The sequence below is a fragment of the Clostridium estertheticum genome (genome assembly GCF_011065935.2).
Taxonomy (GTDB): Bacteria; Bacillota; Clostridia; order Clostridiales; family Clostridiaceae; genus Clostridium_AD; species Clostridium_AD estertheticum_A.
Map to the genome: position 1 here is coordinate 2,582,360 of NZ_JAAMNH020000001.1, position 24,216 is coordinate 2,606,575.

Annotated in this window: 26 protein-coding genes, 1 pseudogene and 1 riboswitch; of the genes and pseudogenes, 23 read left to right on the plus strand and 4 right to left on the minus strand. The window is 32.8% G+C overall.

The genetic code is table 11. The annotated features are described in order from the left end of the window. Window positions 1–66 precede the first annotated feature (66 nt). The 4 genes from G9F72_RS12085 to G9F72_RS12100 are packed head-to-tail and all read right to left on the minus strand — an operon-like array spanning window position 67 to window position 3,964. A complete protein-coding gene (locus tag G9F72_RS12085; protein WP_164957454.1) occupies window positions 67–1,230 on the minus strand; it encodes a DHHW family protein in 1,164 nt (387 codons plus the stop codon). A gap of 19 nt (window positions 1,231–1,249) precedes the next feature. After that, window positions 1,250–2,656: an MBOAT family O-acyltransferase gene (locus G9F72_RS12090; RefSeq protein WP_164957453.1), complete on the minus strand. Its 1,407-nt coding sequence runs from the start codon at window positions 2,654–2,656 to the stop codon at window positions 1,250–1,252. A 29-nt stretch (window positions 2,657–2,685) separates the two neighbouring features. Next, a complete protein-coding gene (locus G9F72_RS12095; protein ID WP_164957452.1) occupies window positions 2,686–3,171 on the minus strand; it encodes a DUF4358 domain-containing protein in 486 nt (161 codons plus the stop codon). Between the two features lie 25 nt (window positions 3,172–3,196). Continuing rightward, complete coding sequence (locus tag G9F72_RS12100) at window positions 3,197–3,964, minus strand: GDSL-type esterase/lipase family protein (RefSeq protein ID WP_164957451.1); 768 nt, start codon at window positions 3,962–3,964, stop codon at window positions 3,197–3,199. 550 nt (window positions 3,965–4,514) lie between these two features. On the opposite strand from G9F72_RS12100, the gene G9F72_RS12105 reads away from it, so the two are divergent. The 23 genes and pseudogenes from G9F72_RS12105 to cobK all read left to right on the plus strand — a co-directional run bounded on the left by G9F72_RS12105 (window position 4,515) and on the right by cobK (window position 24,176). Continuing rightward, window positions 4,515–5,378 carry a MurR/RpiR family transcriptional regulator gene (locus G9F72_RS12105; protein WP_164957450.1) on the plus strand — a complete coding sequence of 288 codons (864 nt, stop codon included), beginning with the start codon at window positions 4,515–4,517 and terminating at the stop codon, window positions 5,376–5,378. Window positions 5,379–5,576: 198 nt separating this feature from the next. After that, a complete protein-coding gene (locus G9F72_RS12110) occupies window positions 5,577–6,992 on the plus strand; it encodes an ABC transporter substrate-binding protein (RefSeq protein ID WP_164957449.1) in 1,416 nt (471 codons plus the stop codon). Between the two features lie 116 nt (window positions 6,993–7,108). Continuing rightward, the gene (locus G9F72_RS12115; protein WP_164957448.1) at window positions 7,109–8,029 is read left to right on the plus strand and encodes a carbohydrate ABC transporter permease; all 921 of its coding nucleotides are present in this window, start codon (window positions 7,109–7,111) and stop codon (window positions 8,027–8,029) included. 21 nt (window positions 8,030–8,050) lie between these two features. Next, complete coding sequence (locus G9F72_RS12120) at window positions 8,051–8,911, plus strand: carbohydrate ABC transporter permease (RefSeq protein ID WP_164957447.1); 861 nt, start codon at window positions 8,051–8,053, stop codon at window positions 8,909–8,911. A gap of 37 nt (window positions 8,912–8,948) precedes the next feature. After that, window positions 8,949–9,413 carry a GNAT family N-acetyltransferase gene (locus tag G9F72_RS12125; RefSeq protein ID WP_164957446.1) on the plus strand — a complete coding sequence of 155 codons (465 nt, stop codon included), beginning with the start codon at window positions 8,949–8,951 and terminating at the stop codon, window positions 9,411–9,413. Window positions 9,414–9,434: 21 nt separating this feature from the next. After that, window positions 9,435–10,397, plus strand: coding sequence for a GNAT family N-acetyltransferase (locus G9F72_RS12130; protein ID WP_164957445.1), 963 nt, complete (start codon window positions 9,435–9,437; stop codon window positions 10,395–10,397). 2 nt (window positions 10,398–10,399) lie between these two features. Further along, window positions 10,400–11,101 (plus strand): PIG-L deacetylase family protein, encoded by a 702-nt coding sequence (locus G9F72_RS12135; RefSeq protein WP_164957444.1) that lies wholly within the window; start codon window positions 10,400–10,402, stop codon window positions 11,099–11,101. 12 nt (window positions 11,102–11,113) lie between these two features. Beyond that, on the plus strand, window positions 11,114–12,262 hold the full coding sequence (locus tag G9F72_RS12140; protein ID WP_187356062.1) for an exo-beta-N-acetylmuramidase NamZ domain-containing protein: 1,149 nt from the start codon (window positions 11,114–11,116) through the stop codon (window positions 12,260–12,262). 25 nt (window positions 12,263–12,287) lie between these two features. Further along, the gene (locus G9F72_RS12145; protein ID WP_164957443.1) at window positions 12,288–13,868 is read left to right on the plus strand and encodes a glycoside hydrolase family 3 protein; all 1,581 of its coding nucleotides are present in this window, start codon (window positions 12,288–12,290) and stop codon (window positions 13,866–13,868) included. 45 nt (window positions 13,869–13,913) lie between these two features. Then, window positions 13,914–15,056 (plus strand): annotated as a pseudogene (anmK, locus tag G9F72_RS12150) (anhydro-N-acetylmuramic acid kinase AnmK); the annotation flags it as partial. 43 nt (window positions 15,057–15,099) lie between these two features. Continuing rightward, complete coding sequence (locus G9F72_RS12155) at window positions 15,100–15,273, plus strand: hypothetical protein (RefSeq protein WP_164957441.1); 174 nt, start codon at window positions 15,100–15,102, stop codon at window positions 15,271–15,273. Further along, a complete protein-coding gene (locus tag G9F72_RS12160; protein ID WP_224676100.1) occupies window positions 15,258–16,019 on the plus strand; it encodes an N-acetylglucosamine kinase in 762 nt (253 codons plus the stop codon). The genes G9F72_RS12155 and G9F72_RS12160 overlap by 16 nt, the downstream gene beginning before the upstream one ends. Window positions 16,020–16,207: 188 nt before the next feature. Further along, window positions 16,208–16,747: a cob(I)yrinic acid a,c-diamide adenosyltransferase gene (locus G9F72_RS12165; protein WP_164957439.1), complete on the plus strand. Its 540-nt coding sequence runs from the start codon at window positions 16,208–16,210 to the stop codon at window positions 16,745–16,747. Window positions 16,748–16,792: 45 nt separating this feature from the next. Continuing rightward, window positions 16,793–16,966, plus strand: a riboswitch (cobalamin riboswitch). Window positions 16,967–17,152: 186 nt separating this feature from the next. After that, the gene (locus G9F72_RS12170; RefSeq protein WP_164957438.1) at window positions 17,153–17,521 is read left to right on the plus strand and encodes a sirohydrochlorin chelatase; all 369 of its coding nucleotides are present in this window, start codon (window positions 17,153–17,155) and stop codon (window positions 17,519–17,521) included. Next, window positions 17,512–18,144 (plus strand): precorrin-8X methylmutase, encoded by a 633-nt coding sequence (locus G9F72_RS12175; RefSeq protein WP_164957437.1) that lies wholly within the window; start codon window positions 17,512–17,514, stop codon window positions 18,142–18,144. Before G9F72_RS12170 ends, G9F72_RS12175 begins: the two co-directional genes overlap by 10 nt. Then, window positions 18,137–19,219: a cobalt-precorrin-5B (C(1))-methyltransferase CbiD gene (gene cbiD, locus G9F72_RS12180; RefSeq protein ID WP_164957436.1), complete on the plus strand. Its 1,083-nt coding sequence runs from the start codon at window positions 18,137–18,139 to the stop codon at window positions 19,217–19,219. Before G9F72_RS12175 ends, cbiD begins: the two co-directional genes overlap by 8 nt. After that, window positions 19,216–19,812, plus strand: a complete 597-nt coding sequence (gene cbiE / locus G9F72_RS12185; RefSeq protein WP_224676101.1) for a precorrin-6y C5,15-methyltransferase (decarboxylating) subunit CbiE — start codon at window positions 19,216–19,218, stop codon at window positions 19,810–19,812. Before cbiD ends, cbiE begins: the two co-directional genes overlap by 4 nt. After that, a complete protein-coding gene (gene cbiT, locus G9F72_RS12190) occupies window positions 19,799–20,350 on the plus strand; it encodes a precorrin-6Y C5,15-methyltransferase (decarboxylating) subunit CbiT (protein ID WP_164957435.1) in 552 nt (183 codons plus the stop codon). The genes cbiE and cbiT overlap by 14 nt, the downstream gene beginning before the upstream one ends. Next, on the plus strand, window positions 20,347–21,006 hold the full coding sequence (gene cobI, locus G9F72_RS12195; protein WP_164957434.1) for a precorrin-2 C(20)-methyltransferase: 660 nt from the start codon (window positions 20,347–20,349) through the stop codon (window positions 21,004–21,006). Before cbiT ends, cobI begins: the two co-directional genes overlap by 4 nt. Next, complete coding sequence (gene cobM, locus G9F72_RS12200; protein WP_164957433.1) at window positions 21,006–21,767, plus strand: precorrin-4 C(11)-methyltransferase; 762 nt, start codon at window positions 21,006–21,008, stop codon at window positions 21,765–21,767. The genes cobI and cobM overlap by 1 nt, the downstream gene beginning before the upstream one ends. Beyond that, on the plus strand, window positions 21,764–22,729 hold the full coding sequence (cbiG, locus tag G9F72_RS12205; RefSeq protein WP_164957432.1) for a cobalt-precorrin 5A hydrolase: 966 nt from the start codon (window positions 21,764–21,766) through the stop codon (window positions 22,727–22,729). Before cobM ends, cbiG begins: the two co-directional genes overlap by 4 nt. Continuing rightward, window positions 22,729–23,448 carry a precorrin-3B C(17)-methyltransferase gene (cobJ, locus tag G9F72_RS12210; protein WP_164957431.1) on the plus strand — a complete coding sequence of 240 codons (720 nt, stop codon included), beginning with the start codon at window positions 22,729–22,731 and terminating at the stop codon, window positions 23,446–23,448. The genes cbiG and cobJ overlap by 1 nt, the downstream gene beginning before the upstream one ends. Beyond that, window positions 23,445–24,176, plus strand: a complete 732-nt coding sequence (gene cobK, locus G9F72_RS12215) for a precorrin-6A reductase (protein WP_164957430.1) — start codon at window positions 23,445–23,447, stop codon at window positions 24,174–24,176. The genes cobJ and cobK overlap by 4 nt, the downstream gene beginning before the upstream one ends. Window positions 24,177–24,216 lie beyond the last annotated feature (40 nt).

Sequence of the window (24,216 nt, forward strand, 5' to 3'; positions counted from 1 at the left end):
AACTCCAAATCCTTAGGAGTAAACTAAGAATTTGGAGTTTCTTGATTTTCAATTGCACTTTTTTAGTTATTCATAGTCACTAATATTAAGTATGGATTCATCTTCAAAAAATGTATTTGTATTATAAAGCATCAAAACATCAGTAATATTGTAGTCTTTAATTAGTGTATTTACATCATCTGAGTAATATCTTAAATCTACAACTATTATGTCACTAAAGTTAGAAGTCAAAAATGGTATAAAACAATTAGCATATGAATCCTTAATAACTAAAAGCTTTTTAGCACTATTGCTCATAGTGCTTATTTTTATAATAGGATGATTCCCACCTAAAAATGCAGAGTACTTATCTTTAGTATTTAAACTGCTGGAATCATATAAACTTGCACTCTTTTTTTTCTCTTCCAGGTAATTTACTAATACCTCTTCGTGATTTTTAGGCAAATATACATTAATTGTATCGCTATCAACATTTTTAACTCCAGCTCTAGAGTAAAGTGTTCCGTAGAATTCATTATTAACCTTTTGAATATTATAGGAACTAGCATCTTTGGGTGTTATTCCTGAACTCTTGCAAAATTCTAAGTATGCGTAATATGCACCTTCTGATGTCCAATGGTGGTCAGTTTTATAATAAATGTATTTATCTTTATTTTTATTTAAAGTATCAAACACATTTATTGTTTTTATAGATTTATCTAATCCAGAATAAAATTTATTTATATACTCAAGTTGATTTTCTACTGGAGCAAATTCAGGCAATTTATCTTGTAGAACTTTTATTTTGTTTGGAACTAACATAATATATTTAGATAATTTCTTGTTTCCACTACTAAAAGTATTTATTGCTTTTAATTTTTCCTCTAGATTGTCTTTGTCTGGCTTCTTGAACTTAGCTATTAAGTATTTATCATCCCCTAAATATACATCGTTATTTTCTTTTTTTCCACTAATTATTTCTGTACTTGATTTTACATTTATCCAAAAGTTTCTCAATATAAATTGATCAGCCATATACTTTTCATATTTTGAAGTAAATTTGTTATACAACAAATTATTTACCGAAAATTTAGGCTTGGTTTTAAGCTTTCTATTCTCCTGCTCGGAAAACTCTTTGTCTGGAACTATAATATTTAATATCATTACACTAAATATAAATAATAAAAATATTAAAGTTAGGGATTTTATATATATATTATTGTATTTTCTTCTTCTATAGTTATATTCCATATTTATTATCACCTTTTTTCTAAAATCTAAAGTATAAGAATGGATTAAAGCTCTGATTTACAAGGTATGCAGTAGATAGAAACAGTATAAAAATATGACTTAAAGCCATAACTATTGCGCCCCTCGCATTAAAACGGTTTTTAAGTTTTTTATGAAAATTGTAAACAACTGGTGTTGCACAAAAAATTGCTATTACAAATAAGATTGTGTTTGTATAAAAATAGTATACAGCGGCACTATCCGTAAAAGCATTTCCACTAAGGCCAAACATTATTTTTATATAATTTATAGCATCGCTTAATTTATTATTATCGAAAATTACCCAACCAACTATGACAATTATCATAGTATATAAATTTGAAATACACTTAGGAAGTCTTTCTAAAAGCTTTCCTAAAAGGGTCTTTTCTATAAATATAAAAAAGCCGAAATATAATCCCCAGAATATAAAATTCCAGCTAGCACCATGCCATAACCCTGTTGCAAACCAAACTACAAACAAGTTCCTGAATTGTTTTCTTAAAGAAACCCTGTTACCGCCTAGAGGAATATAAAGATATTCTCTAAACCAACTCCCTAAGGATATGTGCCATCTTCTCCAAAACTCAGTTACACTTTTAGATATATATGGATAGTTAAAATTTTCAATGAATTCAAATCCAAGCATTTTTCCTAGTCCTATTGCCATATCTGAATATCCACTAAAATCAAAATAGATTTGAAGAGTAAAGGCTATTATTCCAATCCAAGCGGAAATAACTGATATATTTGAAATTTCAGTAGCCTTTACGCTTGTCCAAACCATTGCTATATTGTTAGCAATTAATACTTTTTTCCCAAGACCTATTATAAATCTATCTATACCTTCTGAAAATTGATTTATATTTTCTTTCCTATTTTTTAATTGGATGAAGATATCGTTGTACTGTACTATGGGACCTGCAACTAGCTGCGGAAACATAGTGACATATGCTCCGAAATCTATAATGTTCTTTTGAACCTTTACTTTGTTTAGATACACATCTACGACATAGGATATAATTTGGAAGGTATAGAATGATATTCCCACAGGCAGTGGAAGTTTTTCAATAGATATACTTAATCCGAATAGTATATTCATATTATCTACTAAGAATCCAAAATATTTAAAAAAAGCCAATATTCCTAAATTAACAACTAGTGTATTTACAAATATTATCTTTGAAAGCTTCTTATGTTTTCTATATTTGCATATAAGCAAAGTGCTTATATAATCAAATATTATAGAAAAAACCATAAGACTTATGTATACGGGTTCTCCCCAGCCATAAAATATAATGCTTACCACTAAAAGTGTAAAATTTCTTATTTTCTTAGGGGAAATATAATATATAGTTAGAGTTAAGGGCAAGAATATAAAAATAAATATTAAACTACTAAAAACCAATTTCAGTCACTCCACCTCAAGTTGCCTTTTTATTTGAAGCTGTCATTAACAGCCTTTGTTATGTTGTCTACATCTTTGGATACAATTAAAATGAGATATTTTCCTTTTACTTCTAAAGTGTGATTTTCCAAAAGATCATACTGATCTGGACTATAATCTTTAAAACTGCTGGATTGTCTCTCAATGATTTTTTCGAAATTTTCTAATAAGTCATCCATATCGTCTTGACTTTTAACCTTTAATATGAGAATTTCATTTGCTTCCATATTGGTCTTTGGTGCATATAACGCAAAATCCTCTAGCCCTTTAGTACTTGTAGAATAAAGTTTTCTGAGCTTAGTTTTATTACCTTTTTCCATTGGCGATAAATCTGTAACCTTTTGAACATTAGCTAAAATTTCAGGTATTTCAGGACTTTTAGTTTGAATGAATGCACACCCTTGAAATATAACACCAATAAAGGTGACTAAACTTAAAATTAATACTTTCTTATGTATATTTCCAAATCTTTTCATAGTCATCATCCTTATGTACATAATATTAATCGTCTAAATGATTTCTTAAATAATCTAACCATAAACCATAAAATGCCACTGTGAAATGCATACCATCTGGCTCATATAAATCCTCTCTATCTTTAACAATAGATCTTATATCTATATAATGCACATTCTCTTGCCTAGCAACCTCAATTACTTTTTCTACAAATTTATCTATTCTATCTTGTGAAAGACTATTATTTTCCTGCCGCACTTTAGCTTGTACAGGCGTTAGTGATTGAAGATATATTTCAGCACTCGGTACCTTTTGTTTTATAGCTTGTATAAGCTTCGTGTAGTTATCTTTAAAATCATTAGGGCTTTCAAAGCTTTTCAAGTCATTCATTCCATAAAGTATAAATACTCTTTGTGGATTAATGCTTACTAAGGTGCTTACAGCTTGTTTAGCTTGTACCAGATTTACTCCTTTTTTAGCTAAGACAGAGGATTTATTTACTATGTTATAAAAGTCTAAACCTTCTGTAATGGAATCCCCCATAAAAACAGAACTCTCAAAGTAAACTTTATTGCTTATTTCATTTGAATTATCACCACCTTTTTCATCCTTTAGCTTATGTTTTTCTGTTATGTTTTTCTCCACCGTAGCAACATCTGCACTCTCTAGCTTTTGCAAAATAATATAATTAGCTTCTATTATTTTTTTTTCTTGCTTATGTTTTAAAAAGGACCTTAGAAAAAAACAACAGGAAATCAATATTATTAATCCAATTATGATGTTCAGTTTCGTTTTGGTGCCATTACTACTCATAGTTAATACCTCATATAATTTTATAGTATATATTAATGCAAATTTTTTTGCACCCATGTATATTATATAGGGGTTTTGAAATAAAGTCATTACAAAATAGTTAATTTTAATATAAAAAGGTATGTCCCTATTTAGGACATACCTTAAAAACTCTTTTCTTTAGGCCTTGCTAAACCTACGAAGGACACAACAATATGATATTAATTGTCTTCATCATTATTAATATAATGACTGTGAACAAAGCCAATTATTTTAAACATATCAACATATTTATCAGGACTTTGAAGCAATATAAACTCCATATCATCATTTTTTGTGGCACTTTTTAAAGCTTTTTTATTAATTGTAAATATGTCTTATACATTCCATATAAAGGAAAGATGGGTATGATTAAAATTTTATTCCAATATTCAATTAAACTATTGAAATATTGTTCCATGAGAGTTATAATAAGTAAAACACGCCTGTAAAGGTTTTCAATTATAAGAACATTCTAAAAGATATATTATAAGTAACATCAAGTGGAAATGATTAATTAGGAGGGGCAAATATGCCTGATAAGAACAATATATTACTAAAACTCCGTGAAATGAAAGATAATCTTACCCCAGTTGAAAGAAAAATAGCTGACTATATACTTGAAAATACTTCACAAATTCCTCGCCTTTCAATTAAAATGTTAGCAACAAAAAGTAAAACAAGTGATGCTTCTGTTATAAGGTTTTGCAAAAGTATGGGTTGTGATGGTTATAGAGATTTAGTAGTAAGTATTTCCGGATCACTAGGATCAGCGGATGAAGCGCAAGCTGAACAGTATACTGACATATTGCCTGGTAATGATATAAATACAATTATAAACAATATTTCAATGAATAACTGCAAATCCATCCAAGATACATTAAGTGTCATTAATCGCGATGAGATTGCAAAGGCGGTAGAACTTTTAAGAAAAACACAAAAGATTGACTTTTATGGTGTAGGTGCTTCAGGACTTGTATGTATGGATGCCCAACAAAAATTTATGCGTATCAATAAGATGTGCCATGCTTATACCGATGGTCACAGTCAATTAACTGCCAGTGTACTTCTTGAAAGTAGTGATGTAGTTGTAATCATATCTAATTCGGGGAGTACCAATGAAATTTTGGAGGCCCTTGAAATTGCAAAGGATTCTGGTGCGCCTGTCATAGCAATAACTCGCTACAATAAGAGTGAGCTGGCTAAAAAAGCTGATGTTGTGCTTTTTATTTCAACGCCAGAAATTACTATGCGAAGTGGGGCTATGGGATCTAGAATCGCAATGCTTAATGTAATAGACATACTCTTTGCAGGTGTAGCAAGTGCAGAATATAGTAATGTGAAGAAATATCTTAGCAAAACACATAATATTCTAAATAGTAAACATCGAAAATGAACGTAGTCCACTAGTGGTTCTTATATTGTAACAACCATTAGTACTATTGTAGAATATTATTCTGTCACGTATGAAATAAAATACCGAAATTATATTTTATAATTAAATATAATTTTGTTTAAAATGAAATTTATTTTACTTTTATATATAATATTAAAATGTAAGGTAAAAATTTATATTTTTTAGGGGGATATTATTATGAGAAGAACCAGATGTATTATTGGAATGTTATTAACAATGACAATTGTATCTTCTACATTTGTAGGTTGCGGTAAAAAAGCAACAGAAACTGTAGTTAAAGATGCAATGGCAAAAGACACAATTACAGCATTACTTCCACCGGTTTCTCCAACTTATCAAAAGAACTTTGACCAAATGACTAAAGATTTTAACACAAAGTATCCAAACCTAACACTAAAAATTGAACCAGCTAGTTGGGAAGATATGACCCAGAAACTAGATGTTCAAGTTAATGCAGGTAGCCCTCCAGATATTGCATTTATAGGTTCAGATGGAGTATCCAAATATGTGGATTCTGGTCTGATTATGGATATCAGCAAAGAGGCCAAGCCTGAAATGTTAAGTGATTTTGATGCAGGTCCTCTTGAATATATGAAAAACGGTACAGGTCTTTATGGATTCCCTGCATACATGGAAATTCACTGTTTAGGCGGAAACAAACAATTTTTAGAAGCAGCTGGTATCGACTGGAAATCTATTCAAAAAAATGGTTGGACCTTTGATCAGTTTAGAGAAGCAATTAAAAAGGGTGTTGTAAAGGAAGGTACTGCTACCTCTCGTTATGGTTTCGTATTTGCTGCTGCCGGCGTTGCATCTAAGGATTACTTAGGAGTACTTGTTAAGGAAGCAGGAATGCCTTCTGCATTCACAAAAGATCTAAAATATGCTTACACAAGTAAAAATTACTTAGAAGTTCTTAAGGGTATAAGAACCCTTATAGATGATGGTTCAATGCCTAAAGAACTAAGCTCAGTAGACGCAGGTAAGCGTTGGAATATGTTCCTAACAGGACAGACAATGATTACAGGTAAGGGCCTGGCTGTATTTGAGAATTCCGCTAATAAAAACAATAAAAAAATAGCTGACAAGGATGCCAGTGCCGTAAAAAATAGCATAAATGTTGATTATATAGTTCTTCCAGTTCCAACCTTCCTTGGTGAAAAACAACAAGCTGCTGCTGCCGTAGATGGATATGTAACCTTCCGTGGTAAAACAGCTCCAACACCAGAACATGTTGCAAATGTTGTTAAGGCTGCTTATTTCTTAGCTTCAGGGTCAGTTGCAGCACAGACGAATAATGACTTATTTGTAGCACAGATCACAAAAAGTTCAAGAGATGCTGCAAAAGACATGACTACTACTAGAAATGCAGATAACGCCACTGCAGTAGAAACACTAATTAAGCAAGCTGTTATAGCACGCCCAGACATTACTTCAGAGCTTGGTGCAAAAGCTATTAAACTTGAAAACGAAGTAATAATTCCAAAACTTCAAGCTCTACTTGCTAATGAAATCACTCCTCAGCAAATGTTTGATGCAGTTAAGGCTGCAGCAATAGTAACATTTGGTGATAGTGGTGTTGTAAAAGATTAGTTATAAATCATAATATATCCCGCTTATTAAGGATTGGGCGGGATATGTTTTTATAAACAGAATTTAAACAGTCTAAGTTAATAATTGCTCTAAAATAGGTTTCGCAGGAGGAGATTATGAAGGTTATAATAAATAAACCAGTAATAATTAGAAATAAGAAAAAGACTAAAATAAAAGGAGATCATGTTTGGGGATATGTTTTTATTATAGTTGCATTGATAACATTCAGCATGTTTACGCTGTATCCAGTAATTAGTGCATTTATTATTAGCTTTCAGAAATTTAAACCTTTAGGCTCAGTCTGGGTTGGTTTAGATAATTATTCAGGACTATTTAAGGATAAATTATTTGGCAAAGCAATACTTAATACTGTAATTTACACTATATTTGCTGTTCCTGTTGCACTAGTTGTTTCTTTTACTATTGCACTTTTAATATTCCCACTTAGAAAATGGATGCAGACTATGTTTAAGGCCATCTATTATCTACCTGCAGTGGCTTCAGGTGTTTCGTTATCCGTGGTTTGGCTATGGATTTATGACCCACTACCAGCAGGTTTATTCAATAAATTAATAGGATTTTTAGGAATACCTAACCAAAATTGGCTTGGTTCAAGTAAAACAGCCATGTTGTCACTACTAGTAATGTCTTGGCTTTCAAGTCATGGTACAAGCATTATTATATATATTGCTGCATTACTTGGCATTCCAGACAGCTATTTTGAAGCTGCAGACTTAGATGGAGCAACATTTTTAGAAAAAATTAGATATATTATAGTTCCTCTTTTAAAGCCAACAACACTTTTTTTACTGGTAACAGGAATAATAGGTTCTTTCCAGGTATTTATGAACGCCTATATGATGACCGGAGGTGGGCCAGACAATGCAACTACAATGGTTGGTCTACTAATTTTTAACAATGCATTCAAATACTCGAATTTTGGTGTAGCCGCAGCACAATCATTGGTACTCGCAGTTATAATTGCGATTATTTCCATATTCCAGTTTAAATTCTTAGGCGATGATATTGAATACTAAGTGAAAGGGAGGTCATTCTAAATGTCTTTATATAATGGTTATAAAAAACATAAGAAAAGTGCGAAAATTGGCAGAGTGGTATCAATAATTATACTATTTATGTTTGCAATTGTTACACTTTTTCCTATATACTTCATGATTATTTCATCTTTTGGAGATCCCGTTGAAGCCGGTGCTATGAGCTACTCACTATTGCCACAAAAGTTAACACTTGATTCCTACAAGTTTTTCTTTAATTTTAGTAAGTACTCCTACAGATGGCTTTTAAATTCACTAGTAGTAGCCTCAACAATAACTGTATCTAACGTTATCTTTGCAGGTATGGCTGGATATGCCTTCGCAAAAATTAAATTTCCTGGAAGCAAATTTGTATTTTCTATGCTTCTTTGCTCAATGATGGTACCATATCAAGTTACGCAGATACCTCTTTACATTCTTGTTGTAAATACTTTTAAAATGTCAAATACATACTCAGCTCTAATTCTTCCAGGGTTATGTGGTGTGTTTAACATATTTCTTGCAAAACAATTTATGTCCACATTACCAAAAGAAATTATAGAAAGTGCAAAGATTGATGGTTGCAATCAGTTGCAAATCTTCATTAAAATTATACTTCCTCTTTCAAAAACTATTTTAGCTGTAATGGCTATACTTACATTTATGGATAGTTGGAATTCTTTCTTTTGGCCATTCCTCGTTACAAAAACAATGGATATGCAGACAATTCAAGTAGGACTTAAAAACTTCCGTTTTGCAAACACCACTTATTTTGCACCAATGATGGCTGGGGCAACAATTTCAGCGCTGCCCATGTTCATACTTTTCTTCTGTTTACAGAAGTATTTCTTAGAGGGTGTAACAGTAGGAGCAGTTAAAGGTTAATAATTCAATTTTCTTAATTTATAATAGGAGGAAAACTATGGCAGATATGCTTGTTAAATTATACAATTTGAAATCTGAGGATAATCTAGAAGAACTTTATAGTAAAGGGGTAACTTTAAGAAGGGCTTTACCTCCAGAGAAGTATCGTGTTATTTCATGGGTTAAGGATAAGTTTGGAGATCATTGGGCAAGTGAATGCGATGTAGCATTTTCAAACAAACCTGTGACCTGTTATATAGCTATTAAAAATAAAGAAATAATTGGGTTTGCCTGCTATGAGGCAACTTGCAGGGATTTCTTTGGACCTACTGGTGTGGATAATGAGTTTAGAGCACAAGGAATAGGAAAAGCTCTCCTGATTAAATCCCTAGTTGCCATGAAAGAAATGGGGTATGGGTATGCAATAATAGGTGGTGCAGGACCTACAGAATTTTATGAAAAAGCTGTCCAAGCAGAAGTAATAGAAGGCTCAATCCCTGGTATATATGAGGGTCTGCTTTAATAACGAAAGGAATAATGTAGTATGATTGTTAATTTTGATGATAAATATACAGATGGCATAATAAAGCTGTGGAATACTGTAGCCGTAAAAGATGGATACGTGGAATTAAACCATAAAAATTTTGAGAGTTTTTTTACAAATAATCCATATTTTAAATCAGAAAATACTTTCATATTGCACCGCGATGGCATCGATGGCTTCGCTTGCGGCTGCACAGGCGACGATTTACCTCTAGGCGATACTTCAGGATATATAACTTGTATTATTTTATCAACTGAAGCGCAAACATTAAGTAATTTTCTAAATCTAACGAATGCCTTAGAAATTTCATTTAAAAAACAAGGTAAAAAACAATCTGAAGTACTTTTTTTTAATCCTATGATGCTACCTTGGTATATTCCAAATACACAGAAACACCAACATAATAATGCTCCAGGTGCTCCAATAGATGGCTATTTTTATAAGTTTTTACTAGAAGCGGGGTATATGGAGCGTACTCGTGAATGTGCAATGTATATGAATCTTAAGGAATTTAAATTACCAGAAGACATTCTAAAAAAAGAGAGAAAGTTATTAGACCTCAATTATGAGGTGAATTTGTTTGATAGTGACCGACATTTCGGAGTAAAAGAAATGCTGAAGGGATTAAACAACCCACTTTGGAAACAAGAAGTTTCTAACTGTACAGGAAATGGTATACCAATCATTATTGCAGCTAAAAACAGAGAGGTTGTTGGATTTGCTGGTCCAGTTATAAGGCAGGAAACCGGTCGTGGTTATTTTGCTGGAATAGGGGTACAGAAAGAGCACGAGGGTCATGGGCTAGGGAGTGTTTTGTTTTTCAAATTGTGTGAAGCACTTAAAAATATTAATGCTGAATATATGTCGTTGTATACAGGACTTAGTAATCCAGCGATTAAAATATATAAAAAGGCAGGGTTTATTCCTGTTAGAGAGTTTGCAGTAATGCGAAAGGAGCTTTAAAAATGAAGGAACAAAAAATCACCATTCTTGCTATCGGAGGTCATGTAGGGGATATGGAACTTACAGCTGGTGGAATACTTTCAACTCATGCATTAAAAGGTGATAACATAGTTACATTGGCTCTTACGGCTGGAGAAAAAGGTGCTCCAGAAAATATGGACCTGGCAGATTACCGCAGTCAAAAGGTGAGAGAAGCAGAAACCTTCGCCAAGATGCTTGGTGGAAGAGCTATTGTGTTTGATTATCCTGACGGAGAACTTCCTGATAATGAGCAAGTTCAGTTCGAGGTTTGTGATGTGATTCGGGAAGTAAAACCTAACGTTATTATCACACATTTTAAAAATAGCATGCACAAAGATCATATGACTACCAATAAAATAGTCAACAATGCTCGCTTTTACGCAGGCAATAAATTTTTTGTTCGTAAAAACCCTAGTTTTTTCGCCTCAAAATTATATTTTGCTGAAAACTGGGAAGATGCCGTTGACTTTAAACCTTATGTCTATGTTGATATCTCCATGGGCTTTGAGCTATGGCAAAAGGCTGTGGCGTCGCATTGGTTTGTTACAGGTAGCAAGTCCTTCCCATATCTTGAATATTATACTCACCTAAGTCGTGTTCGTGGTATTGAAGCTCACATAGGCCGTGCTGAATGTTTTTCAGTTCCAGAGGAAACCATGAAACTTATTAAAGATACCCTTTAATGGAGGATAGTAATGAAAATAGTGGTCAATAACGGAATAGATAACTTGGAAAAATATGCAGAGATTTTTAAAGGAAAAAGATTAGGATTAATTACAGGTCCAACTGGTGTTAATAAAAAGCTAGTATCAACAATTGATATTTTGCATGAAAAATATAATTTAGTAGCCTTATATTCTCCCGAACATGGAGTTCGCGGAGACATACAAGCAGGGGTAAAAGTCGATGACTATGTAGACCCTTCTACAGGAATACCAGTTTATAGCCTATATGGAGATAAAAAGAAGATAACAAAAGAAATGCTAAGTAATATTGATTTACTAGTATTTGATATACAAGATGTAGGAGTAAGGTTTTATACTTACTTATATACACTTACTTACGCGATGGAAAGTTGTAATGAGAATGGTAAACCCATAGTTGTACTTGACAGAATAAATCCATTGGGTGGTAATATAGTGCAGGGAAATATGTTAGAATTGGGTTTTGAATCATTTGTTGGTAAATACCCTATTCCTACGCGATATGGATTAACAATAGGAGAGTTTGCACTATATATAAATTCAAAGTTTGAAATTAATGCTGACTTAACTGTTGTACCTTGCACTGGATGGTCTAGAGATTTGTATTATGACCAAACAGATTTAGTGTGGGTTCAGCCATCTCCCAATATTCCTACAATTGATAGTGCATTTATCTATAGTGGAACCTGCATCTTTGAAGGAACTAATTTATCAGAAGGTAGGGGGACCACAAAACCTTTTGAAATCATTGGAGCACCTTGGCTTAATAACAAAAAATTAATAGAGATTATGAATTTAAAAAATTACCAAGGGGTTATGTTTAGAGAAGTGTATTTTACACCTACTTTTTCAAAACATGTGAATATTCTTTGCTCTGGTATACAAATTCATGTTACTGATAGAGATAAATTTAATCCTTTTAAATTATCACTAGATATTTTATTAGAAATAAAAGCTATGCATAATAGAGAATTTGATTATATTCTTCCGTATGCAAGTGGTGCTCAGCCATTTATAAATTTAATAACAGGGTCAGATAAAGTTATGAATCATAAGGGATCCTTAGATGAATTGTTTGGCAAAATGAATGTAAATTTTTATGAATATCTAATAGAAAAAAAATTATATAAATTATATTGAGGAGAATTATAAAAAGGAGATAGATATGAGTACAAAACTAAATGAACTAACCTTAGATCAAAAGATTGGTCAATTACTCCTAGTAGGGTTTCCTAGGTCGGTATTAAATGAGGATTTTAAAGAGTTAATTAAAAATTACCATATTGGAAATGTCATCGTATTTCAAAGGAATATTAAAGATTCCTTGCAGCTTGCGGGGTTAGATAATAGTATTCAGAAATTAATGGATAAACATAATAGTGTTCCTGCATTTATAGGTATTGATCAAGAAGGGGGTATGGTCACAAGACTGTTTAAAAAAGCAACATTTTTTCCAGGCAATATGGCAATTGCTGCTGGGATTCCCTGGGAAGAAGCTTTCGAACTAGGAGCTGCTGTAGGGGAGGAACTACATGATGTGGGAGTAAACATGAATTTTGCGCCTGTACTGGATGTGAATAATAATCCTGGAAATCCAGTTATTGGTGTTAGATCCTATGGGGATAGTCCAGAGCGGGTAGCTCAGTATGGGAAGCATTTATATAAAGGGCTTCAATCAGAAAAAGTATTGAGTTGTGGAAAACACTTTCCAGGTCATGGTAATACAAATGTAGATTCTCATTTTGGAATACCAATAATATCAAGTGATTTATCAGAGCTGAAAAAAGTAGAGCTTGTCCCATTTATTGAAGCTATTAATAGTGGTATAGATGGAATCATGACATCCCACATTTTATTCTCTGCCCTTGAAAAAAATAATTTGCCTGCTACACTATCTAAGACTATTCTAACAGGATTATTAAAAGAAGAGCTAGGCTTTAAGGGGCTTGTAATCACAGACTGCATGGAAATGAAAGCTATCAATGACAACTATGGTATAGAAGATGCTGTAATAAAAGCATTGAATGCAGGAGCTGACCTTTTGTGTATATCTCATACAAAAGAACTTCAAATTGGAGCATTTAATGCTATTAAAAAAGCTGTTGAAGCTGGAATTATATCCAATGAGTCATTAGATTCTAAAGTTGAAAAGATTCTATATTTTAAAGAAAAGTACGATTTGTATAATTGGAGAAATTTAAGTGGCAAAATAAATGAAGAACAGCTTAAAAGGCATTCTAAATTAGCTGCGGCTATAAGTGAGAAAAGCATAACTTTAATAAAAGACCAAAAATTATTACTTCCTTTAAAAAATGAAGGCTTAATTTCAATAACGCCGATTTCGCAGGCTACATCTATTGCAGATGATGAAATAGAAAAAGCTAATTTAGGCAAAGTTTTAGAAAGTGAGATAGGTTGTGAGTATATTAATTATGATCTAAAGGAAATAGATGAAGATTATATAATATCAAAGGTTTCAAATAAAAAAACTATCGTTTTTGGAAGCTATAACATGAACCTTAACAAATCACAAAAAAACTTATTAAACAGATTAATAGCGAGTGGGAAAGATATTGTTTTAGTCGCACTCAGAAACCCCTATGATATTTCAGATTATATAAATGAAATATCAACAATCTTATGTACTTATGAATACACTAAACTTTCAGTTAGTAGTTTAGTTAAGGTATTAAAAGGTGAAATAAGCTCTAAAGGAAGATTACCTATAAAAGTAGAAAATTATTAGTAGTTTAAAATATATTAAAGTCATGGAGGTGGCAATTTATTTGCAGTTGGATTAATGTCAGGGACGTCACTTGATGGTATAGATGCTGCTTTGGTTGAGATAAATGGCAATTATACAGATACTGTGGTTAATTTAATTGGCTATATAAATATCAAAATGCCCAGTAGTATTAAAGAAGAAATAAAAACTGCATTCAGTATAGAAGATTCCTCTTCTATACTTGTATGTAGTTTAAATTTTAAACTTGGTTACTTGTTTAGTAGTGCGGTTAAAGAAGTTTGCAAAAAGTTTAATTTTCCTATGGAAAAATTAGACTTTATTGCAAGTCATGGACAAACAATTTTTCATATACCAAAAGCGTATGATACTTTTGCAAGTTCTACTCTTCAAATAGGAGAAGCTAGCGTAATAGCTTATGAAACAAATACTACAGTTGTATCTAATTTTAGAGTTATGGATATGGCTGCCGGAGGTCAGGGTGCACCATTAGTTCCCTATAGTGAATTTATATTATACAGAAGTACGAATAAAAATAGACTACTTCAAAATATAGGTGGTGTAGGTAACGTTACAGTAATACCTAAAAACGCTAATATTAATGATGTTTTTGCTTTTGATACTGGACCAGGTAATATGATAATAGATGAGATTTGTGAGAAATTATTTAATGTAAAATATGATTTTGATGGTGATATTGCAAGGAAAGGAAAAGTTGATGAAGAAATGCTACAATTTTTAATGAATCATCCATTTTTACTGAAATTTCCACCGAAAACTACAGGACGTGAAGAATTTGGAAAGCAATTTACAGAGGATATTTTAAGGAAATATAAAAATTTAAGTAGTGAAACTATACTTACTACAGCAACTATTTTCACAGCTAAATCAATTGCTAACAGTTATAAAAATTATATTTTTCATAAAATCCATATAGATGAAATAATTATTGGTGGTGGGGGAGCTTATAATTCATACTTAGTAGAGCTTATAAAGAAGGAATTAGTTGGATTTATTGTTTTAACTCAAGAAGACTTAGGGTATTCCTCTGATGCTAAGGAGGCAATTGCGTTTGCAATATTAGGCAATGAGACATTAAATAGTAGCTTTTCTAACATTCCTTCAGCTACAGGTGCAAAAGAAAAAGTTATATTAGGCAATATAACTCCAATAGTTAAAATACGTAATTAAGTATATAATAATTAGTTCATAAAATCAAAAGTGAGGTTAGAGAATGCAATATATATTAGGTGTGGATGGTGGAGGAACCAAAACAGAGGCTATAGCCTACGATTTATACGGTGTGGAAATTGCAAGAGGCTATGCTGGGCTTGGGAATATAATTATAGATAAAGATATAGCACTTAACAATATAGAACTATCTATATTGGAATGTACAAAAAATTAAAATTAGAGGATTGTGTGTACCTATGTCTAGGACTTGCAGGTTGTGAGGCAGGGGATAATAAGATAATAATTCAGGAGTATTTAAAATGGAGATTTCATTGCCCTATAAAAGTTATCAATGATGGGGAAATAGCACTAAGTGCCTTGTTAAAAGGCAATGATGGCATAATAACTATTGCTGGCACTGGCTCTATTACCATTGGAAAATATATGGATGCAGAAGTAAGGGTCGGAGGTTGGGGCCATTTAATAGGAGACCAAGGTAGTGGATACTATATAGCTATGGAAGCCATTAGAGTGGTTTTCTTGGAAAATGATTTAGGAATTCCTGATAGCATATTAACGAAAGAAATCTTTAGAAAAACAAATTGTGATAATAGAAAACAACTATTACACTTTGTTTATAATTCAAATAAGGGCGAAATTGCGGCATTAGTTCCTGTAATATTAAAAATATATGAAAAAGGTGATAATGTTTGTACCAAGATTCTAAAAGATGCAGGTGTTGATTTAGCTAAAAATACTATTAGGGCAATTAATTTATTAGGAGTTGAGGGAACTATAAAAGTTGCAATAAAAGGAAGTATAATAACAAAAATTCAAATTGTTAAAGATGAATTTAACAATGAATTTAATAGAAATGATATTAAAATTGACCTTTATGATGAAGATGTTTCATCAGCAAAAGGTGGATATTATCAAGGAATTAGAGAAATTGAAAATAGAAAAAAATGCCGAAACTTGTAGTCATGTAATATTTATTGCTTTAATATTTTTTTGATGCTAAAATAATAATTGTGAGTATAATAAAAGTTATTGAATTATTCCACATCTGGGGGTGTGGTTTTTTATTTGCTGTTTTTTTTATGGGAATTAATCATTTAAATTAGAAAGTTAAGTGAAATAATTAAATATTAGAAGGAGAGATGAATATAATGGGAAAATTAAAAAATGGATATGTGCAAATTTATACAGGAAATGGTAAGGGAAAGACAACTGCAGCTGTAGGACTAGCTGTCCGTGCAGCAGGAAATGGATACAATGTATTTATGGTACAGTTTTTAAAAGGGAGTAAAACTGGCGAAATTGAAAGTGCTAAAAAATTGGCTCCCTATTTTAATATATTTAGGTTTGAGAAGAAAAGAGGATTTTTTTGGACATTAAATGCTGAAGAAAAAATTGAATTAAAAGAAGAAGTACAAAAGGGATATGAGTTTTGCATGGAAACGTTAAAAGAAGAAAAATGCGATATACTTATCATGGATGAGGTAATGGGTGCATTGAACAATGGACTAATAAGTGAAGAACAACTGCTAGAATTAATAGATAATAAACCTTGCAATATAGAATTAGTTTTAACCGGAAGAGATGTGCCTAAAGCTATAATAGATAAAGCAAACCTTGTAACTGAGATGAAGGACATAAAGCATTATTTCAACGAAGGGGTATCATCTAGAGAGGGTATAGAATTTTAGTTATTGCAAAAAAAGAAAATATACTCTATAATAAAATTAATAACTTAATAAGAAATTATCTAAGGTACCTTTTAAAGGTTTAATAGGGAAAGTGGTCTAAATCCACTGCAGCCCCCGCTACTGTACACGGAGACAAATCCATACCACTGGCTAACGCTGGGAAGGTTGGAGGAGAGTGACCCGCAAGCCAGGAGACCTGCCTAGATGATATACAGCTTTATCCTACGGAGGGAAGGGATTGCAATTATATATGCTTTTTTTTGCATTATATTGCTTTCACATGGGATGTGAAGGCATTTTATTTTTATAAAATCTTTTACTCGACCTTTTGTAGGTCGGGTATTTTTGTTTTTTTGAATTAGAGTGATTTAAAATGTTATAAATTTAGTCGAGAGGAGTAAATAGATGAAGGGTATATTAGTTGTTGGACACGGAAGTAGGTCAAAAGAGGCCTTTGAGGTTTTTAATAGGGTACTAGATAATTTTAGGTTGAAGGTAGAGGAAAATGTAGAGGGATGTTTTATGGAGTTATGTCCACCAAACATACCAGACACAATTGATGTTATGTATAAAAATGGGACTCGAGATATAGTAGTTGTTCCATATTTCCTTTTTTCAGGAATTCATATTAAGGAAGATGTCCCTGGAATTTTGAAAGAAATCAAAGCTAAATATGGAGATCTTAAAATAACATTGGCAAGACCAATTGGATACAATAATATAATTGCAGATATACTGAAGGAAAATGCGGAGGGAGAATTAACATGTATATAAAAATACCTATGGATATAGAAAATAAAAGCATGGAGATAATTGAAACGCAGCTTGGGGAGCATGGCCTCAGCCCAATGGAACTTAAGGTTGTGGAAAGAACAATACATACCACAGGAGATTTTGATTATAAGAACATAGTGAGTATAAAATCAGGAGCAATAGAGGAAGGCCTTAAGGCAATAAAGGGTGGGTGTAGAATTGTAACTGATACAACCATGGCACTTTCTGGAATAAACAAACCAGCACTTGAAAAGCTAAACTGCAAAGTGGAATGTTTTATTGGACACGATGAAATATTTAAAAATGCAAAGTTAAAGGGAATTACAAGGTCAATGGCATCTATGGATTATGCAGCAAGTGAAGAGGTTGATATTTTTGTAATTGGTAATGCTCCCACTGCGTTATATAGAATTGGGGAGCTTATAAATGAAAATAAAGTGTCGCCAAAGCTTATTATTGGAGTCCCAGTTGGATTCGTTGGGGCTGCAGAGTCTAAGGAATATATTAGAGGATTTGATGTGCCTTCAATAACAACAATTGGTACAAAGGGAGGAAGCAATGTGGCAGCATCCATAGTAAATGCATTAATGTATATTGCGCTAGATGGCAAGCGAAATGATTGAACACTATGTAGTTAAATATGGGGAAAGCCTTAGATGTGGGTATACAACTGGAAGCTGCGCAGCAGGTGCTGCAAAAGCAGCGGCATCAATGTTACTAAGTAGAGAAAAATTAGAAAATATATGTATAGACACGCCAGCTGGAATAGTGCTTACGTTGAAGCCTATGGACATTCATATTGAGAATGATTATGTATATTGCTGCATTATAAAAGATGCAGGAGATGATCCTGATTCTACAGATAAAATAGAGATATATGCAAAAGTGAGCAAACGTAATGATTCTAAAATTGTTATTGATGGTGGCGAGGGTATAGGAACAATAACAAGAAGTGGTTTTTGGGGAAAGAGTGGCACCGCGGCAATCAATCCTGTTCCAAGAAAAATGATTGCAGATGAATTATTAAAGGTATCAAATTGTGGTTTTAATGTATTAATATACGCACCAAGGGGTAGAGAAATAGCTAAAAAAACCTTTAATTCAAATCTTGGAATAATTGATGGTATATCCATAATTGGAACAAAGGGAATAGTGGAGCCAATGTCCGATGAAGCGCTTAAGAAAAGTATTTATATAGAAATTGATGATGCTTATGATAAAGGAATGAGGGAGATAGTACTATTCCTCGGAAATTATGGTGAGAAGGTTGTTGAAGACTTAAAACTTGTGGGGGCTAAAATAAAAATATCAAACTTTATAGGTGATATGCTTCTTTACTCTAAAAACCAGGGTTTTGATAAAATAACACTTGTAGGCCATATTGGAAAGTTATGCAAGCTTTCAATAGGAGCCTTTAATACACATAGTAAGATTTGTGATGTTAGAATTGAAGCTTTTGTTTATTATCTTGCACTTAACAGTGCTCCCCTTGAGTTAATAAATAACGTTAATGAATGTAAAACCTCCGAGGAGGCACTTACACTCATAATGAATAACAATTATCCAGTGGTGATAAATAATATGATAGATGGCTGCATTGACAGAATCAAAAGATATCTTAAAGATGATGGTAATGAATCTAACATTGATGTAATAATGTATTCAATGGATTATGGAATACTTGGGGTGAAGTTATGATTAAAGTTGTTGGCATGGGGCCAGGAAATATAAATTATCTTACAATGGAAGCAATAAATGCAATAAAATCCGCGGATAGGGTTATAGCCTTCGGAAGAATATGTAGCACTGCCAAAGTTATAGTAAATAGCGTTATTGAAGTAAATAGGGTTGATGAGATAATTGAAAACCTAGATAATAAGGTAAATACAGCAATACTTGCATCGGGGGATCCTTGTTTTTTTGGTATTATAGATTACTTAAGAAAGAAGGGTATTGTAATAGGCGAAGTAATACCAGGAATTTCTTCCTTTCAGTATATGATGGCAAAACTTAAAAAGAGTTGGCAGGATGCCTTACTTATAAGTCTTCATGGAAGGGACGAAAAACTTGAAGGAGTTGTTAAAAGCAGGCTCTCAGTAATACTTACGGATAAAACAAATAACCCTAATTTCATATCAAAAAAGTTATGTGAACTAGGTGTAATTGGGAAAATCCATACAGGGTATAACCTCTCCTACGATGAGGAAGTTATATTAATTAATAACATAGGCGATGAGATAGAAATAGCAGGTAATATTTCAGTGGTGGTGATCGAAAATGAAATGGCTTAGAGATGAAGATTTTATACGTGGAAAGATTCCTATGACTAAATTTGAGGTTAGAGTTCTTACCCTTGCCATGCTCGATATATGCAGTGGTGATGTATTTTTAGATGTTGGTGCAGGAAGTGGTTCAATTTCTATTCAGGCAGCGATGCTATGCGCAAAGGTATTTGCAGTTGAGAGAGAGGTCGAGGGATTAGAACTTATCGCTGAAAACTCTGAAAAATTTAACGCAGCTGTAAATGTCATAGGCGGAAATGCCCCAGAGGTACTAGAAAATATTGAAGCTTTTAATAAATGTTTTATTGGTGGAAGTGGTGGAAAGCTTAGTGCTATTGTTCTTGCTGTAAGTGAAAAGCTACTAAGTGGTGGAATTATTGTGGGTAATTTTATTATTCCTGATAACATGATTGAGTTTAAAAACTTATTAATGAAATTAGGATATGAGGATATCGAGGTTAGGCTTATTCAATGTTCAGTTATGGATAGACTAGGACTTATGAAGGGTCAAAATCCTGTCTATATAGTTAAGGGGAGAAAAATATGAGAAAGATTTATGGTATTGGAGTAGGGCCAGGGGACAAGGAACTTATTACACTAAAGGGTTATAATCTAATTCGTAGTTGTGATTATGTATTTTTGCCAAGTAGCAAGGGAAATAGTCTTGCAGGAAAAATAGTTAGTGATTACACCTATGACAAAAGGATCGTTGAAATCGATTTTCCCATGGGTGAGGATAATGAAGAAAGATATAAAAACGCAGCCATTAAAATTAATGAGATTCTAGGCGAGGATGAGGTGGGAGTATTTTTAACCCTTGGTGATCCAATGACCTACAGTACTTATTTATATTTGCTCTTTGAACTTAAAAAAACGGATGTCAATGTGGAAACTATCCCAGGAATAACCTCATTTAATGCAGCATCATCAAGACTTTCATTGCCTTTAACTTTAAAAAATGAAAGTTTTTACCTTGCAGATGGGACTTTAGATGAAGAAATACTTAAGAGGGTTGATACCGTATGTGTGCTTAAAATAATAAAAAATAAATTAGATATAATGGACAAACTTACAAAACATGGGTTTGAATATGTTTGTGTGAAAAGATGTACACAGGAAAATGAAGAGATAATGTATGAAAAATCAAAAATACTAGGCGACAATGATTACATGTCTTTAATATATGCAAGGAGGAAACATTAGTGATTTATTTTGTAGGTGCGGGACCCGGGGATGTTGATTTAATAACTGTTAAGGGAAGAAGAATTTTAGAAGCTGCGGATGTAGTTATATATGCAGGCTCCCTTGTATGGGACGAACATTTGAAGTATTGTAAAAGTGACTTTAAAAAATATAATAGCGCTTCAATGACACTTGAAGAGGTTATTTCTGTAATGGTAAGTGATCAAAATCAAAACAGTGATAAAACAGTTGTAAGACTTCATACTGGAGATCCATCAATTTATGGAGCAATCAGGGAGCAGATGGATGAACTTGATAAACATAATATAGAATATAAAGTAATACCAGGAGTAAGTTCCTTTACAGCCAGTGCTGCAGCCATTAAAAAGGAATTCACCCTTCCAAATGTAAGCCAAACCGTAATAATTACTAGAATGGAAGGAAGAACACCAGTGCCACCTGAAGAGGATTTAGAAAAACTTGCGGCGCATAAATGTTCTATGGCTATTTTCCTATCAGTTCAAGATATTGATAATGTAGTTGCGAAACTTACCAAAGGTTATGGCAGAGATGATGTTCCTGTTGCGGTTGTTTATAAAGCTACCTGGCCAGAGGAAAAGATTATTATGGGAAGACTTAATAATATTGCTGGGAAAGTAAAAGCTGAGGGTATAGGAAATTTTTCTCAAATTCTAGTAGGAGACTTTATAGAGGGAGAATATGAACGCTCATTATTATATCATCCTCAATTTACCCATGGCTTCCGCAAGGGAGTAAAATGAAGATTGCCTGTCTTTATTTTACCAGCAGCGGAAAAGCTATTGCAGAGAGAATAGTAGATTCCTCAGATTATGAAGTACATATATACTCTAAGGAAAATTATAAAAGTAATTTAAATCATATTTTTGAACATTATGGTGGAATTGTTTTTGTCTCTTCCACGGGAATTGCAATTAGAATATCAGCACCATTTATAAAAAATAAGGGTGTTGATCCTGCAATAGTTGTGGTGGATGACCTAGGTAGATACTCAATAAGCCTTTTATCAGGACATATTGGAGGGGCAAATGAGCTTACAGAGAATATAGCAGCTTGTCTTAACAATCAAGCAATAATTACAACGGCATCAGATGGTAGGGGAATAGAGGCAGTTGACATGTTTGCAAAAAGAAATAATCTTTTTATTGAGAATTTTGGCGATGCAAAAAAAATAACCTCTATGATGATAGACGGAGAAGATATAAGGCTTGAATCTGAAATCCAAGCTAAAATAGGATATAGCAATATTGTTAAAAATAATGAGGTTGGGGCAATATTCGTTTGTTCAAAACTCAATATTATTTATGATAAACCTAGCTGTATTTTAAGACCTAAAAATATTACAGTGGGACTAGGCTGCAGACGTGGGAAGACAGTGGATGAGATAATTAGTGCCCTCCTGGCTACATTTAATGACAATGATTTAAGTATAAAGTGTATAAAACAAATTGCAACTGTTGATGTAAAGCAAGATGAAGTTGGAATAATAGATGCTTGTAAGTATTTAAATTGTGAAATGGTGATAATTTCAAGGGAAACTATTAAAGTGGTTCAAGATAAATTCAGTAAAAGCGCATTTGTAGAAGATACAATTGGAGTATCCTCCGTATGTGAGCCTTGTGCGTATATTTCCGGTGGGGATTTAATAGTTGGTAGAACTGCAATAAATGGGATAACAATTGCTATTTCTAAAGGAGGAAAATAATGGCTAAACTTTACGTAGTTGGTATTGGTCCTGGGGGCCTAGATAATCTTACATATAAGGCAGCAAACGTGATAAAGAAATGTGAGGTTGTGGTTGGATACAAATTTTATATAGAACTTGTGAAAGAGATAATAGTAGGTAAGAAAATTATTTCAACTGGTATGAAGGGTGAAATAGAAAGATGCAAATTGGCTTTGCAGGAGGTTGAAAATGGACTTGATACCTGCATTATAAGCACGGGAGATCCAGGCCTTTATGGTATGGCTGGGTTAATACTTGAACTAGCTGGCGATATAGAAGTTGAGGTAATTCCTGGTGTTAGTGCTGCCTTTTGCGCTGCTTCAGAGCTTGGAGCACCTATTATGCATGACTTTTGCACAATAAGTCTCAGTGATTTACTTACACCTTGGGAGGTTATTGAAAAAAGGCTGCATTCTGCGGCAAGTGCTGATTTTGTAATAGCTCTATACAACCCAAAGAGCAAGGGGCGAAGAACCCAAATAGAAAGAGCAATTGAAATAATAAGAATGTATAAGAATGGAGAAGTTCCTGTAGGGCTTGTTAAAAATGCAGGTAGAGAAGGTAATGACAGGAAAATAGTAACCCTTGCCACTGTGGATTTTGAGTTTATAGATATGATGACAGTTGTACTTATTGGTAATAGCAAAACCTACATAAAGGATGGGAAAATAATAACTCCAAGGGGGTACAATCTTTGATATGGATTATTGGAGGAACCACAGAAAGCACTATTTTAATATCTAAAATAAAGGGGCTTTTGAAGTATGTAATATCTGTTGCAACCTATAGCGGCAGTGAGGTAATAGAGGATGAACATGAGAATGTTGTGGTTGCGAGGATGAATTATGAGGAAATGTTAGAATTTATTAAAATGCATAACATTGAAACTGTAATTGACATGTCCCACCCTTACGCTATTGAAGTAAGTGAAAATGCACGACTTGCTTGCCAGAAGGGTAAAATAAAATACCTGAGGTTTGTACGTAAAAAAACTGAATTCCAAAATGTTGTTTATGTGAATTCCATATCAGAATGTATTGAGTTTATAAAAGAAGTTCAGGGACATGTTCTATTTACAACTGGGATTAAGAATATAGTAGATTTTGAGGCAATAAAAGATAAAGATAGGCATAGATTTATATATAGGGTACTTCCAACAATCTTTAGTATTCAGGAGTGTATTGATAACAATATTAAGATGAAGGATATTATTGGGATGCTGGGGCCTTTTTCCGAAGAACTTAATATTAGTATATTCAAGGAATATAATGCGGATTATGTTGTTATGAAGGACAGTGGAAGCGTCGGTGGAACGCCAGAGAAAATAGAAGCTTGTTTTAAATGTGGAATTACTCCCATAGTAATTGGACGAGGATTTGAGGATGGAATAAATGATATGGATAAACTAGTAGAGATGATTTTATGATTGGACTAAGAAGATATTAAAAATATGTATTTCGAGAGGT